A 15,363-nucleotide genomic window follows, 5' to 3' on the forward strand; every position below is an offset into this window, starting at 1 on the left:
GCGTCTTCCTGACGCGGGCTTTTTACTCCTGTGGTGTCGGGCTGGTGTCGATCGCAATCGATGCCAGCGTTTGCGTGCGCGAGGCGCCCAGCGCGTCGGTCACGCGCAGCTGCACTGGCAGCCAGGCGTGCTGCGGCGCCAGCCACAGTTCCAGCACGGGCGCGCCCGGCTCGCCCAGGCGCACCAGCCGCACGGTCTCGAGCGGCCCGGCGGCCGTGTCGATCCGGTCCGGCCCCATCACCTGGTAACGCTCGATGCCGGCGCCGCCCGCGCCGCCGACCCAGAATTCCAGCATGTCCTTGATCTGGCCGGCGTCGCCCACGCCCATGCCGGCCAGTTGCAGCAAGACCGACGCCGTGTCCTGGCTTCCTGGCACGAGCGGGAAGGGTTGCCCCTGCGGCCCGGCGCCGATGGTGCCGCTGCCGCGATCGAACACGGTGGTCAAGGCGCCAGTGCCCATCCCGGTCAAAGCCCGTTGCGGCGCGATGCCGGCATCGTCGACCTGGCCTTCGCTGGAGATCGTGCCCAGCACACCATCGAGTTCGACCCCATAGCGCGTGCCATCGCTGCGCCAGACCATGCGGGCCGAGCCGGCATCCCGCGACGGCGCGTCCAGGCTGCTGCGGGTGACGACGGTGTAGTCGATGCGGCCGGACGGCGGTGGCTTGACGCGGTAGGTGCCCGGCATCTGGATCGGGGCAGCACTGCCGCCGCTGGCGGTGGGGAGCGCGCTCTCGCCAGCGGCGGAGGGCGGCGCGGCGGACGGCATCGCAACAGGGCCCCCATCGGCCATGGCGATGGGAGCGGGCGCCAAGGGCGGTGCTGGTGCAGGAGGTTCCGGAGGTGCAGGTGCGGCAGGTGCGTCGACCGCCCTGGATGGTGCATCCACGATGCCCCGCTCGGACGAGGCCAGCCGCACCGTGAACTCCGGCATGCCGATGATGGCGGGGCGCTGCGTCAGGCGCGCGTCGATCCAGGCGATCACCAGTGCATGGAGCAGAAGCGACAGCACGCAGACCAGGAGCAGGCGCCGGTTTCGGTGCAGTGGAGCAAGAAAGATCATGCCGCTAGTGTAGCGCGCGCTTTGCGCCATCACAAAGGCTGGCTTGTTCTGCGGCGTACATTCAAGAGTGCACTCAAGAAATATTGCATTCTAAAGGGGATACCATCATGACGATACCGCCGCGCCGCCCGTTCGTTCCACCTGCCATGACGGCGGCCTGACATGCTGGCCCGTCTTCGCATCGGCCCCAAGCTCCTGCTGGCCCCAGGCGCCGTGCTCGTGCTGCTGCTGGTGCTGTCCTGCGCAGCCTATGTCGCGCTGGCGCGCCAGAACGCATCGCTCGAATCGATCGTCGGCCAGCGCGCTGCCAGCCTGCACGCTGCCGCCAGCCTGGGCACGCAATCGCACAAGGCGCATGCCGACATCTACCGTTACCTGAGCTGGATGGGCGGCAGCTTTCCGCCGGCCCGCACCGAGCCGCTGCGGCGCGACATCCTGGCGCAGCACGGACGCATCGCGGTTGGCCTCACGACGCTGTCGGCCGGCCCGCTGACTGGCGCCGAGTTGCGCCACGTCGAGCAGGCCGCGCAGGCGCAGCGGCGCTATGCGCGCGCGGTGCGCGACGTCATCGAACTCGCGCCACTGGACGGCTCGATCAGCGCCAACGCGATGCAGAAGGCCGAAGCCGCCTACGCGCTGGTCGACCAGCGCCTGGCTGGCCTCAGCGCACTGGAAGACACGCTGGCGCGCCAGGCTGCCGCAGGTGCCAAGGCCGACTTTCGCATGGTCTCGCTGCTGATGCCGGCCGTACTGGTGCTGGCGATCGGGCTGTCGCTGGCCATCACGTTCGCCGTGCGCCGGATCCTGCTCGGTGAGATCCGTGGCATCGGCATGGCCGCCAGCAGCCTGGCCAGCGGCAACTTCACGGTACAGGAGCGTGACTACGGCAGCGACGAAATCGCCGACACGTCGCGCCTGCTCGATGCGAGCATCCGCAATCTGAATGGCATGTTGTGCACGGTGGTCGAGGCGGCGCGCACGATCGGTGCAGCGTCGCGCGACATCAAGCTCGGGAGCCTGAGCCTGGGCAGCCGCGCCGTATACCGCGCCGAGGCGCTGGCGGAAACCGAGGATACGCTGCAGGCGCTGGCGGCAAACGTGCGCGACAACGTCGACGATGCCCGGGCCGCCAACCGCCTCGCCGCTGGCGCCGGTGACGTGGCGCAGGACGGGGGCGGTGTGGTCGAGCGGCTCGTCAACACGCTCGACGCGAGCCGGCGCAGCGCGCAGCAGGTGATGGCGATCGTCGATGCGCTGGAGGTGGCGGCTGGCGAGTCGGGTACGCGGGTGTTGAATGCGGCGCTGGACGCCTCGCGTGCGCCAATGAACGCCACGGATCTGGCGGCGGTGGCCACCGAGGTGCGCTCGCTGGCAAGGCGGGTGGCCGCGGCCAGCCAGGAAATCCGCGCCGTCATTGCGCAGTCGGTGGCGCAGATCGACGGCGGCACGGCGTGGGCGCTGCACGCCGGCAGCAATATGCAGCGCATCGCCAGTTCGGTGCGCGATGTCGAACATCTCGTCGGGCGGATTGGCTCGACCGGCGATGGCCAGACGAAGCAGCTGCAGGGCGTCAGTCAGGCGATCGTGCAGATGGACCAGGTCACGCGCCAGAACTGCACGCTGGTCGAGGAAGCCGCCAGCGCCGCCTGCATGCTGCAGATGCAGGCGATTGCGCTGGCGCGCACCGTGGCCGGGTTCCGGCTCGAAGAGGGAGAGGGCAGCCACGGGGCGCCAGCGGCGCCCTTGCCGGCACCGCCAGGCCCCAACGAAAACAGCGGCGTCCCCGGCGAACCCACGCGCGAACGGCGTGGATCAAACCGGGAACGCCGCCGTCACTCGGCATCGCATTTGCGGCTCGCATCGAGCCGCAAATGATGCCGCTGCCAGGGCAGGTCAGCGATTATTCGTAATCGCTGATCGGCGCGCAGCCGCAGAACAGGTTGCGGTCACCGTACACGTTGTCGGCACGGCCGACCGGTGGCCAGTACTTCTTCTTGCGCAGGCTCGCGACCGGGAACGCCGCCACTTCACGCGTGTAGCCGTGGGCCCAGTCGTCGCTCGTGACCACTTCGGCCGTGTGCGGCGCACCCTTGAGCGGATTGTCCATGCGGTCGTACTCGCCGCGTTCGACCTTGACGATTTCGGCGTGGATCGTGATCATCGCCTCGATGAAGCGGTCGATCTCGGCCTTCGATTCCGATTCGGTCGGCTCGATCATCAGGGTGCCCGGGACCGGGAAGCTCATGGTCGGCGCATGGAAACCGAAGTCCATCAGGCGCTTGGCCACGTCTTCGTTCGAGATCCCGGTCTTGTCCTGCAGCGGACGCAGGTCGATGATGCACTCGTGCGCCACCAGGCCGTCGTGGCCCGCGTACAGTACCGGGTAGTGCGGCGCCAGGCGACGTGCGATGTAGTTGGCGTTCAGGATCGCCACTTCGGTCGCTGCCGTCAGGCCATCCGCGCCCATCATCGCGATGTACATCCACGAAATCGGCAGGATCGAGGCCGAGCCGAAGGCCGCAGCGCTGACCGCGCCGATACCCTGTTCGTCACGCACGTAACCGGTGGAGAGCTGGTTTGGCAGGAACTTCGCCAGGTGCGCGCCGACGCCGATCGGGCCGACGCCCGGGCCGCCACCGCCGTGCGGGATGCAGAAGGTCTTGTGCAGGTTCAGGTGGCTGACGTCGCCGCCGAATGCGCCCGGCGAGGCCAGGCCCACCAGTGCGTTCATGTTGGCGCCGTCGACATACACCTGGCCGCCGTGCTGGTGCACGATCTCGCACAGTTCCTTGATGCCTTCTTCAAACACGCCGTGGGTCGACGGGTAGGTGACCATCACGCAGGCCAGATTTGCGCTGTGCTGCTCGGCCTTGGCTTTCAGATCGACCAGGTCGACGTTGCCGTTTTCATCGCAGGCAGTGACGACGACCTTCATGCCGACCATGCTGGCCGACGCCGGATTCGTGCCGTGGGCCGACGACGGGATCAGGCAGATGCTGCGGTGGCCTTCGCCGCGCGCCTGGTGGTACTTCTGGATCACCAGCAGGCCCGCGTACTCGCCCTGCGAGCCCGCGTTCGGCTGCAGCGAGATCGCGGCGTAACCGGTGGCGGCGCACAGCATCGCCTCGAGCTGCGTGATCATTTCGCGGTAGCCGACGGTCTGGTCGTTCGGCGCCAGCGGGTGGATGTTCGAGAACTCGGGCCAGGTGACCGGCACCATCTCGGACGTCGCATTCAGCTTCATCGTGCACGAACCGAGCGGGATCATCGTGCGGTCCAGCGCCAGGTCCTTGTCGGCCAGTGCGCGCAGGTAGCGCAGCATTTCGTGCTCGGCGTGGTAGCGGTTGAAGGTCGGGTGGGTGAGATAGGCGCTGGTGCGGGCCAGGGCCGTCGGCAGTGCATCGCTGGCGTCGGCGTCCAGTGCGTCGAGGTCGACCGACTTGCCGTCACCGAAGATGGCCATCAGCGTGGCCAGGTCGTCGCGGGTAACGGTTTCGTCCAGCGCGATACCCACTTGCGTGGCGTCGATCTGGCGCAGGTTGATGCCGTGCTCAGTGGCTGCGGCGTGGATCGCGCCGGCGTCCTTGACGCGCACGGTCAGCGTGTCGAAGTAGGTCTGGTTGACCAGTTCGAAGCCCAGTTGCTGCAGGCCGGCGGCCAGGATCGCGGTCTGGCGGTGCACGCGGCGGGCAATGCGCTCGAGACCCTGCGGGCCGTGGTAGACCGTGTACATGCCGGCCATCACGGCCAGCAGCACTTGCGCGGTGCAGATGTTCGACGTCGCTTTTTCGCGGCGGATGTGCTGCTCGCGCGTCTGCAGCGCCAGGCGGTAGGCCTGGTTGCCCTGCGCGTCGATCGTCACGCCGACCAGACGGCCGGACATGCTGCGTTTGAATTCGTCGCGGGTGGCCAGATAGCCGGCGTGCGGGCCGCCGAAACCGAGCGGCACACCGAAGCGCTGGCTATTGCCCACGACGACGTCGGCGCCCCATTCGCCCGGCGGCGTGAGCAGGGTCAGTGCCAGCAGGTCGGCAGCCACGATCACCATGCTGCCGGCGGCGTGCAGTTTCTCGACGGCGGCGCGGTAGTCGCGCACTTCGCCATTCACGCCCGGGTATTGCAGCAGCACGCCGAAGCAGGTTTCGTCGAGCGACTCGACGTCGGCCGCAGCGATGGTGCGCACTTCAACGCCGATCGGCAGCGCGCGCGTTTCGATGATTTCGCGGGTCTGCGGCAGCACGTCGTCGGCGACGTAGAACACTTTCGATGCCGATTTGCCGACGCGCTGGATCAGCGTCATGGCTTCGGCGGCGGCGGTGCCTTCGTCCAGCATCGACGAGTTGGCGATGCCCATGCCGGTCAGGTCGGTCACGGCCTGCTGGAAGTTCAGGATCGCTTCCAGGCGGCCCTGCGAAATCTCTGGTTGGTAGGGCGTGTAGGCGGTGTACCAGGCCGGGTTTTCGAAGATGTTGCGCAGGATGACCTTCGGCGTGAAGGTGCCGTGGTAACCCTGGCCGATCAGCGACTTGAGCACCTTGTTCTTCGAGGCCAGGCCCTTGAGGGTGGCCAGTGCTTCTTCTTCGGTGCGTGGCTCGGCGAACTGGCCCAGGTCGATCTTGTCCTTGCGGCGGATATTGGCTGGCACGACGGCGTCGATCAGCGCGGCGCGGGTCTCGTAGCCGAGGGCCGACAGCATCGCTGCCTGGTCGGCGTCGGACGGGCCGATGTGGCGCGGGATGAATGAATCACGTGCTTCGAGTTGGGTGAGGCTTGGTCGGGTCATGTTGGGGGACACAGTCTGCGGCGACGTTGAAGGAGAATGGCGGGTAGTGCAGGGCAGTGCGCCGCGGCGGGGCCGGCGGCGCACCTGGCGGCGGATCAGTGGTCGGTGGTCTTGCCGTAGGCGTCAGCGTCGAGCAGATTGTCGTACGAGCCGGCGTCGCTTGGCGCGAGCTTGAACAGCCAGCTGCCGTAGGCATCCTGGTTGATCGAGTCCGGCGCATCGGCCACTGGCTGGTTCACGGCGGTGACGGTGCCGTCGACTGGCGCGTAGATGTCGCTGGCGGCTTTCACCGATTCCACGACGGCGGCGTCGCTGCCGGCGGTGAAGGCCTTGCCGACCTGCGGCAGTTCGACGAACACGATGTCGCCCAGCGCGTCCTGCGCGTACTCGGTGATGCCGACGGTCAGGGTGCCGTCTTCTTCGCGGCGAACCCACTCATGGGATTCGGTGTATTTCAGGTCGGTAGGGATGTTCATGAGGACTCCGGGTAGTTGGGTGGATAGCAGTATAGGTGTTCTGGATGCAGGGCAGCGCTCAGGCGGCCAGCACTTTACCGTTGCGCACGAACGGCAGCTTGACGACGCTGGCGGCCAGGCGCTTGTCGCGGATGATCACGTGGACGGTGTCGCCGATGGCCACGTCCATCGGCACGCGTGCCAGGGCGATCGCCTGCTGCATGCTCGGGCTGAAGGTGCCGCTGGTGATCTCGCCTTCCAGGCCGGAGGCCGCGACCACTTTCTGGTGCGCACGCAGGATGCCGCCTTTTTCGCGCAGGATCAGGCCGACGAATTGCGCGCCCTGGCCCTTGGCCTGCAGGGCCGCCTTGCCGATGAAGTCACGCTCGGAGACCAGGTCGATCGTCCAGGCCAGGCCGGCGTCGAGCGGGTTCACGGAGTCGTCCATGTCCTGGCCGTACAGGTTCATGCCGGCTTCCAGGCGCAGCGTATCGCGCGCACCGAGACCGGCCGGCTTGATGCCGACGGCGACAAAGGCATTCCACAGCGCTTCGGCTTGCGAGGCCGGCACGCCGATCTCGAAACCGTCTTCACCCGTGTAGCCGGTGCGGGCAATCATCGCTTCGCCAAACGCCGTATCGGGAACGATGACGGCGTTGAACGGCTTGAGGTTTTCCGATGGCGCCTGGGTGGTCGGCAGCACCTGCCACACCTTGGCGCGGGCGTTCGGGCCCTGCACGGCGATCAGCGCGATCGGATCGTTGCCGTCGCGGCGCGCGGTGATCGTCACGCCGCTGTTGGTGGCGGTGTTCTGCTGGTTCATCCAGGCGACGTCTTTTTCGGCGGTGCCGGCGTTGACGACGATGCGGAACCATTCTTCGGACAGGAAATAGACGATCAGGTCGTCGATGACGCCGCCTTCAGGATTGAGCATGCACGAGTACAGGGCCTTGCCCGGCACTTGCAGCTTGTCGACGTTGTTGGCCAGCAGACCACGCAGGAATGTGCGCACGTTGGCGCCCTTGACGTCGACGACGCACATGTGGGACACGTCGAACATGCCGGCGTCGCTGCGCACCGCGTTGTGCTCTTCGATTTGCGAACCGTAGTTGACGGGCATGTCCCAGCCACCGAAATCGACCATCTTGGCGTTGGCGGCGCGGTGAGCGGAATTGAGCGGGGTCGCTTTGAGCGTCATGGAATCCTCAGGCAGAAATAGGGGTACAGCACGGTCGTCGTGCGCTGTCGACCCCTCTGTCCTTGGTACCTGAGAGATAGCGGCTGTGCGCCGCTTGCCCCTTCGGTGGACCGCTACCGCGGCCGCTCTCCAGAGTTGAACCGCCGCGCGTCGCGCCGCCGTCCCTTGACCGGTCCTTTTGCCTGAGAGTTTATGGGTGAGTGCCCCTTCGGCGGCAGCATGCTGCGCTCTCCCGATCAAGACTGCGGAGGATATTCCACCCTTTGCCGACTGTCAACCGCATACCCCCAAACTCATAATTAGGGTCAGAGTCGAATTGTTTGACAACTTTTGACAATTGCCCATTAAATCGACTCTGACCCTCATTATTTTTGACCGTCGCGGCAATAAAAACGATGCACTCAGAAAACTAGATGACGAACAGAATCAAACCCGGATTTTGGTAGCGCTAAATTAGCAAATAATAATGAGGGTCAGAGTCGAATTGTTTGACAACTTTGGGGAATTGCCCATTAAATCTACTCTGACCCTCATTGTGATTTGACGTGGAAGTGCTCTTAAACATTGCTTTGCACTATTGGTGGTCGGTTGTGGAGGGCGTGCGAGGGGATTTGCTACACTTGGTTCACTTACTTTGTAGGCGGAACAGACTATGAATCAAGCCAAAGTGCCGCAGGAGAAAGATGGGTGGTTTACGCTGTCTGGCGATGTCAACAGTGATATGGTGCACCGGATGTTCGAGGCCGTGGCTCATATGACGGAAGATGGCATCGATACTGCCCACGTACTGCTGCAATCCAACGGTGGTTATGTCAGCGATGGGCTGTGCCTGTATAACTTCATGGCCAATTCGCCCATTAAATTTGTCATGTACAACGCCGGGGCGGTGGCGTCGATTGCCGTCGTCGTGTATTTGGCCGGGTCGCGCCGCTACGCCAGCGAGACGGCGCGGTTCATGATTCACAAGTCGCATGCGACGGCGTCGCCCGGTTCACGACCGGACGCGCTCAATATCATCGTCGAGGGCCTGCGCGCCGACGATGCGCGCACCGAGGCAATCCTGCGCAAGGAGATCGAGCTCACGCCCGAGCAGTGGAGCGTGCATCAGTACGGCGACCTGCACATGACGGCGCGCGATGCCAAGCTGGCCAGGATGATTCATGAAGTGAAAGACTTTGCGCCGCCCAAGGGCGCCATTCTGCGCAATATCTGACTGTCGTCCGGCCCTGCTGGCGCGCAGTCTGCCTCAGCGCCTGGTGTCGCTCTAGTCGCTCTGGCGCCCTGCGTTTGCGTGCTGCCCGGGAATGCCGCCCTGGACGTCAGCAGCGGAGAGCGAGCCAGGTTCATGCGATTCATTCACACGGGTATCCGGTTGCTGGACCGGCGTGGGCTGACACGCCGAGTTCACCGATGCATCGGTCGCCAAATCCGGTTGCTGGTTCGACAAGGCATCGGACTGCCCGGCTGGATTGTTCTCGCGATGCTGGCGTTCGGCGTCGATATGCGGTGCCTGCGCGCTGCTCTGATTGCCTGTGCCTGCATCAGCGTTGTTTTTCTCGACCATGATGATTCCTTTCAATAGTGTCGACAGATCGTACTCCTGCCGCCGATATGGCGTTGTTCGTTTCCGCGAACTGCTACCCGGCAAAGCCCGGCGCCGCAGGCTCATTGGACAGCGGCCTCAGCCTCTGTAGACAGGCGCCTGCCTGGGAAGCTACTATCGACGTTGGCAAGCGCTGTACTGGCGCCCGCCTGCGCAGTGCCGCTCTGCCTCTGGCCCGCTGTGTTTGCTCATTGCTGACTGGCAAGAGTGTGGCAAAATAGAGGCTCGCCTTACTTCGCCGAATCGTCATGGCCACCCCATCCGCCCAGACCAACGCCGCGCGCAATGCCGCCGCCCAGCAGGCAACGCTTGCCGAGCTGGTCGCCATCGCCTGCCGCCAGGCCGGGGCGGATCTGGGCGACGTGGTCCGGCGCATCGTGTCGGTTTTGCTCGACCTTACCGCAGCTGGTCCTGATCCGCGCGCCGTGATGCGTCGGGTCAAATCCGGCAACCTCCTCAAAAATAACGATTACGCCTTCGTCCACCTCGCTACCAGCGCGCTCGAAGCCGCGCTGGAAGCCGAGATCGCACTGCTGGCGCCGGGCGCCACGGCCGCGCAGGCCGCCCCCGTGGCGCTGAGCCTCGTGCCGCTCGAGCAGATCGACCAGCAGATGGCGCTGGACGCCGTCAGCCGCCCGTTCGACCTGCAGTACTCGGAGCAGCTTGCGACCCTCGGCGTGCGCCTTGGATTGCTGCTCGGGCGCGACCTCGTGCGCGCCGCCCATAACCCGTTTCGGCCTGCCGTGTTCCTGGGCGCGCTGCACGCGGCGTGGTGCGAGTTCGAGCCCGACCCGGAGGCGCACGTCCTGCTCGCGCCGCTGCTGCGCCCGGGCCTGATGATCGACCTCGGCCCGCTCTACGAAGCGTTGACCGAAGCGCTCAAGGCCGCGCGCAAGGGCAGGGGCGATGACACACGTTTTGCCAAGACCGATGACCGGGCCGCGCGCCGCGCCGAACGTGCACGGCGCGAAGCGTCGTTGTCGGACCAGCTGCGCCAGCTGTTCGACCCGGCGCTGGCCGTGCCGGAGATTCCGAATCTGCCGCAGGGCAGCGGTGGCTGGCGGCCCAGCACCGCGTCGGGCTTTGCCGTCGCGCCGCCGGAACGGGGGACGGATGCGGCACCGGCAGCGAGTACGCCGGTCAGCACGGAGGCTGGCGTCCAGGCCGGCGCGCAAGCCGGCGCCCAAGCTGCCTTCCACCCAGGCGCATCAGGCCACGCCATGTCGACGCCCGCCCACGGATTCACCTATGGCGCCGCCAGCGGATCACCCGTGCCTGGCGCGCTGCCGCTGATCGACCTGCTCGGCCGCCTCGGCACCGGCGCCGCCATCCCCGGCATGCCGGACCTTCCCCAGTTTGCCGGCAGCGCCGGTGCCCCAGGGGCCACCAGCACGGGGCACAGCACTCACAGCAGCGTCCCGCACGGCGCCTTCTACCTCCCGCGCCTGCGCGCCAGCCTGCCGCCGGGTGCACTCTCGCGCGGCGACGCCACCACGCTCGATCTGCTGTCGCGCGTGTTCGAAGGCGTGCTGCAGGACGACGGCGTCGCGCCCGAGACGCGCGAGCTGCTGGCATTCCTGCAGGTGCCCGTACTCAAGGCGGCCCTGCGCGACCGCAGCTTCTTCTACGAGGAAGCCCATCCCGCCCGGCGCCTGCTCGACCTGCTCTCGCAGACGGGCTGGGAGCAGCCGGCCGACCAGGACGATCCCGTCTACCACGCCATGCGCCGCAGCGTCGAACGGGTCCGCGATGCCGAGCAGCCCGAATTCGAAGCCGCCGTGGCCGAACTCGAAGCCGGCCTGGCCGCACGCGAAGCCGCCGAACAGGCGGCTATTGCCGGCCCGATCGCCAACGCCACGCGCCAGGAAAAGCGGCTCGCCGCCGAGCGCTCGGCCCAGCGCGCCGTGGCCTTGCGCCTGACCGGCGAGCAGCTCGTGCCAGCGGTGGCGGGCTTTCTCGAACAGCGCTGGAGCGCCGCGCTGGCGCTGGCCTACACGATCGAAGACAGCCGACCCGGTGCAATCGAGAATGCCACGCGCACGATGGAAGACCTGATCTGGAGCGTCAAGCCCAAGGCGACGCAAGAGCAGCGCAAGACCCTGATCGCGCGCCTGCCTGCGCTGCTGGCAAGCCTGAACAAATGGCTCGACGCCACGCGCTGGCAGGACGCCGAGCGGCTCCAGTTCTTCGCCGAGCTGGCCGAATGCCACGCGTCGATCGTTCGGGCACCGATCGAGCTGGCGCCCGAACGCCAGCTCGAACTGGCGGTGGAAGCAGCGCAACAGGATGCGCTGCGCCGGGTGGCGCAGGAGCAGGCGCAGGCCGAGGATGAAGCACACGCCAGTCAGGGTCCGGAAGCGGACACCCTGGCCGGCCTGGAGCGCGGCATGCGTCTCGAACTGGCCGAAGGGGATCGCATCCGCAAGGTGCGCCTGGCCTGGGTCAGTCCGCTGCGCACGCTGTACATCTTCTCCGGCGCCGCGCGCCAGGAAGCGTTCTCGCTGCCGGCCGGGCGCCTGGCCGATCTGCTGCGCGCCGGCGCGATCCGGGTCGTGCTGGCCGAAGGGGTCGTCGGCCGTATCCTCGGCGCTGCCGTTGGCAGCGAGGCGGTCAACGATGCAGGCCCGCCAGCCGGCCATCACGCCGCCGAGTAAGCGCTTGTTTGTCGGCCTCCCGGCCATGGCCTTCGCCATCCCGGCGATGGTATGATGATCGCTTCTTCGCTACCTTCTTCTCCCACGCAACGTGCGCCTCTCTTCCATCAAATTGTCGGGATTCAAATCGTTCGTCGATCCCACCAATTTCCAGGTGCCCGGCCAACTGGTCGGCGTGGTCGGCCCCAATGGTTGCGGCAAGTCGAACATCATCGACGCCGTGCGCTGGGTGCTGGGCGAATCCAAGGCCTCCGAGCTGCGCGGGGAGTCGATGCAGGACGTGATCTTCAACGGCTCCACGCATCGCAAGCCCGCCGGGCGCTCGTCGGTCGAACTCGTGTTTGACAACAACGCCGGCAAGGCCGCTGGCCAGTGGGGGCAGTACGCCGAGATCGCGGTCAAGCGCACGCTCACGCGCGACGGCACCTCCACTTATTACATCAACGGCCAGCCGGTGCGCCGGCGCGACATCCAGGACATTTTCCTGGGCACGGGCCTGGGCCCGCGCGCCTACGCCATCATCGGCCAGGGCATGATTTCGCGGATCATCGAGTCGCGCCCCGAAGAACTGCGCGTGTTCCTCGAAGAGGCAGCCGGCGTCTCCAAATACAAGGAACGCCGGCGCGAAACCGAAAACCGCCTGTCCGACACGCGCGAAAACCTGCTGCGGGTCGAAGACATCCTGCGCGAACTGAACGCCAATCTGGAAAAACTCGAAGCCCAGGCGGCCGTCGCGCGGCGCTTCCAGCAGATGCAGTCCGACCAGGAAGAAAAGCAGAAGCTCCTCTGGCTGCTGCGCAAGAACGACGCCAACGCCGAGCAGGTGCGGTTCTTCCGCGAGATCGAAGACGCGCAGACCGGGCTCGAAGCGCAGACCGCACAACTGCGCGGCGTGGAGCTCGACCTCGAACACCTGCGCCAGGCGCACTTCGCGGCGGGCGACCGCCTGCACACGGCGCAGGGTGCGCTCTACAGCGTGAATGCGGAAATTGGCAGCCTCGAAGCGCAGATCAAGTTCGTCGTCGAATCGCGCACGCGCCTGCAAAACCAGATCGCTACGCTGAGCGCCCAGCGTGATGGCTGGGCAACCCAGGCTGAAGAACACCGCGAAGGCCAGGAAGAAGCCGAGATGCAGCTCGAGGAACTGGCCGCGCGCGCCGAAGGCGCCCAGATCGCGGTCGAAGTGCATGGCGAGCGCCTGCCCGAACTCGAGGCGGCCTGGCGCGCCGGCCAGGATGCGGCCAATGCGGCGCGCGCGCGCATTATGGCGGTCCAGCAGCGCATCGAGCTGGCAGCCGCCCACGGGCGCCATGCCGGCGGCATCCTGGCCAACCTGGTCGTGCGGCGCGAGCGCCTGCAGCAAGAGCGCAATACGCTGAACCTGCCCGACAGCGCCACGCTCGACAACCTGCGCTTCCAGCTCGAAGAAAAGCAGCTGGCGCTCGAAGAACAGACGCAGGTGCTGGAAGACGCCACCTCACGCCAGGACACCGTCGAAGCCGAGCGCCGCCAGGCCAACGGCGACGTCCAGCGCGAGAGCGCCGCCAACACGCAGCTCGAAGCGCGCCTGGCCGCGCTGCGCCAGATGCAGGACCGCGTGCAAACCAAAGGCAAGGTCCAGCCCTGGTTGCAGAAGCACGCGCTGGCCGACCTGCCGCGCCTGTGGCAGCAGCTCGATGTCGAGGCGGGCTGGGAAACCGCGCTCGAAGCCGTGCTGCGCGAACGCGCCGGCGCGCTCGACGTGTCTGACCTCGACGCCACCAAGGCCTTTTTCAATGATCCGCCACCGGCGCGCCTGGCGCTGTATGCGCCGCAACCGGGTGCTGCGCGCGATGCGGCACCGGCCGGCCTGACGCCGTTCGCGAGCCTCCTGCGCATCAACGACGCTGGCGTGCGCGGTGTGCTCGACGACTGGCTGCACGGCGTGTATATCGCGCAGGATGCATCGGAAGCGTTCGATGCGCGCGCCCGCCTGCCGCATGGCGCCAGCTTCGTCACGCGCCAGGGGCACGTGATCACGCGTTCGAGCGTGCGCTTCCATGCGCCCGACGCCGAGCAGGATGGCATGCTGGCGCGCCAGCACGAGATCGACAACACCGACAAGCAGGTGCGCGCCCAGGCGCTGCTGGCGAATGAGGCGCGCGAGCGCGCCGCCCGTGCCGACGCCGCCGTTCTCGATCTGGCGCGGCGCGTGCAGGATGCGCGCGCCCGCGTCGCGACCCTGCAGCGCGAGGTACACGCGCTGCAGATCGAGGTGCTCAAGCAAAGCGAGATCGAAGCGCGCTTCAACCAGAGGAGCGGCCAGATTGCGGCCGACCTGACCGAGATCGCGGCGCAGGAGGCCGAACAGCGCCAGGCGCAGGTGGAAGCTGAGCAAACGTTCGAAGAACTCGAGATGCAACTGGCCGAACTGCAGGACGCCAGCGAAGTCGACCAGGCCGCGTTCCAGGACCAGGAGCAGGCGCTGGCCCGCGCGCGTGAACACCTGCGCGACCTGGAACGCGGCGCGCAGGAAGCGCAGTTTGCCGAGCGCGCACAGCGCAGCCGCATCGACGAACTGCGCCGCACGATCGCCACCGCCGCGACGCAGGCCGAGCAGGTTGGCGCCAGTCTGGCGCAGGCGCGCCTGGAACTGGCAGCGCTCGAAAGCGGGAGCGCCCACGAAGGCCTGCAGGTGCTGCTCGACCAGCGCACGACGCAGGAGGCGGCATTATCAAGCGCCCGCCATGAACTCGATCAGGTCGCGCAGCAACTGCGTACGGCCGAAGAGTCGCGTATGCAGACCGAGCGCAGCCTGCAGCCGCAGCGCGACCGCATTACCGAGCTGCAACTGAAGGAGCAGGCGGCGCGCCTGAACCAGGAGCAGTTCGCGGAAGCGCTGGCCGCCACCGGTGCCGACGAGGCGGAGTTGCTGGCCAAGCTCGCCCCGGATCTGAAGCCGCAATTCCTGCAGGGCGAAGTCACGCGCCTGACCAATGCCATTGCCGGCCTGGGCGCCGTCAACCTGGCGGCGGTGGACGAACTGGCGCAGGCCAGCGAGCGCAAGCACTTCCTTGATTCGCAGAATGCCGACCTGAGTGAAGCCATCGCCACGCTGGAAGACGCAATCGGGCGCATCGACCGCGAAACGCGCGACCTGCTGCAAGACACGTTCGACCGCGTGAACGGGCATTTCTCTGAGCTGTTCCCGATCCTGTTCGGTGGCGGCAATGCGCGCCTGGTGATGACGGGCGACGAGATCCTCGACGCCGGCGTGCAGGTGATGGCGCAACCGCCGGGCAAGAAGAATGCGACGATCCACCTGCTGTCGGGCGGCGAGAAGGCCCTGACCGCCACGGCGCTCGTGTTTTCGATGTTCCGCCTGAACCCGGCGCCATTCTGCCTGCTCGACGAAGTCGATGCGCCGCTGGACGACGCCAACACCGAGCGGTTTTGCCGCATGGTCAAGCGCATGTCGGAGCACACGCAGTTCCTGTTCATCTCGCATAACAAGATCGCGATGGAGATGGCCAGCCAGTTGATCGGCGTGACGATGCAGGAGCAGGGCGTCTCGCGGATTGTCGCGGTGGACATGGAAGCGGCGGCGGATCTCGTCGCCGCGTGAGCG

General features: G+C 66.8%; 9 protein-coding genes and 2 riboswitches. Of the genes, 4 read left to right on the plus strand and 5 right to left on the minus strand.

What is annotated here, in order from left to right; all coding sequences use genetic code 11:
- Nucleotides 1-22: 22 nt before the first annotated feature.
- Nucleotides 23-1,063, minus strand: coding sequence for a hypothetical protein (locus tag IFU00_08265; GenBank protein ID MBD8542271.1), 1,041 nt, complete (start codon nt 1,061-1,063; stop codon nt 23-25).
- A 162-nt stretch (nt 1,064-1,225) separates the two neighbouring features.
- Between IFU00_08265 and IFU00_08270 the strand changes: the two genes are divergently transcribed.
- A complete protein-coding gene (locus IFU00_08270; protein ID MBD8542272.1) occupies nt 1,226-2,938 on the plus strand; it encodes a methyl-accepting chemotaxis protein in 1,713 nt (570 codons plus the stop codon).
- Nucleotides 2,939-2,963: 25 nt separating this feature from the next.
- Here IFU00_08270 and gcvP read toward each other — a convergent pair whose 3' ends face one another.
- From gcvP to gcvT, 3 genes are all read right to left on the minus strand, one after another.
- A complete protein-coding gene (gene gcvP, locus IFU00_08275; GenBank protein ID MBD8542273.1) occupies nt 2,964-5,846 on the minus strand; it encodes an aminomethyl-transferring glycine dehydrogenase in 2,883 nt (960 codons plus the stop codon).
- A 95-nt stretch (nt 5,847-5,941) separates the two neighbouring features.
- Nucleotides 5,942-6,322: a glycine cleavage system protein GcvH gene (gcvH, locus tag IFU00_08280; protein MBD8542274.1), complete on the minus strand. Its 381-nt coding sequence runs from the start codon at nt 6,320-6,322 to the stop codon at nt 5,942-5,944.
- Nucleotides 6,323-6,380: 58 nt separating this feature from the next.
- Complete coding sequence (gene gcvT / locus IFU00_08285; GenBank protein MBD8542275.1) at nt 6,381-7,499, minus strand: glycine cleavage system aminomethyltransferase GcvT; 1,119 nt, start codon at nt 7,497-7,499, stop codon at nt 6,381-6,383.
- A 46-nt stretch (nt 7,500-7,545) separates the two neighbouring features.
- Nucleotides 7,546-7,642: riboswitch (glycine riboswitch) on the minus strand.
- Nucleotides 7,643-7,659: 17 nt separating this feature from the next.
- Nucleotides 7,660-7,744: riboswitch (glycine riboswitch) on the minus strand.
- Between the two features lie 407 nt (nt 7,745-8,151).
- On the opposite strand from gcvT, the gene IFU00_08290 reads away from it, so the two are divergent.
- Entirely contained in the window at nt 8,152-8,712 is a 561-nt protein-coding gene (locus IFU00_08290; protein MBD8542276.1) for an ATP-dependent Clp protease proteolytic subunit, read from the plus strand.
- Between the two features lie 51 nt (nt 8,713-8,763).
- On the opposite strand, the gene IFU00_08295 is transcribed toward IFU00_08290, so the two are convergent.
- The gene (locus IFU00_08295) at nt 8,764-9,063 is read right to left on the minus strand and encodes a hypothetical protein (protein MBD8542277.1); all 300 of its coding nucleotides are present in this window, start codon (nt 9,061-9,063) and stop codon (nt 8,764-8,766) included.
- Nucleotides 9,064-9,350: 287 nt separating this feature from the next.
- Between IFU00_08295 and IFU00_08300 the strand changes: the two genes are divergently transcribed.
- Both IFU00_08300 and smc read left to right on the plus strand, forming a co-directional pair.
- Nucleotides 9,351-11,756 (plus strand): DUF1631 family protein, encoded by a 2,406-nt coding sequence (locus IFU00_08300; protein ID MBD8542278.1) that lies wholly within the window; start codon nt 9,351-9,353, stop codon nt 11,754-11,756.
- A 91-nt stretch (nt 11,757-11,847) separates the two neighbouring features.
- Nucleotides 11,848-15,360 carry a chromosome segregation protein SMC gene (smc, locus tag IFU00_08305; protein ID MBD8542279.1) on the plus strand — a complete coding sequence of 1,171 codons (3,513 nt, stop codon included), beginning with the start codon at nt 11,848-11,850 and terminating at the stop codon, nt 15,358-15,360.
- Nucleotides 15,361-15,363: the final 3 nt, after the last annotated feature.

Source organism: Oxalobacteraceae sp. CFBP 8761, assembly GCA_014841595.1.
Taxonomy (GTDB): domain Bacteria; phylum Pseudomonadota; class Gammaproteobacteria; order Burkholderiales; family Burkholderiaceae_D; genus Telluria.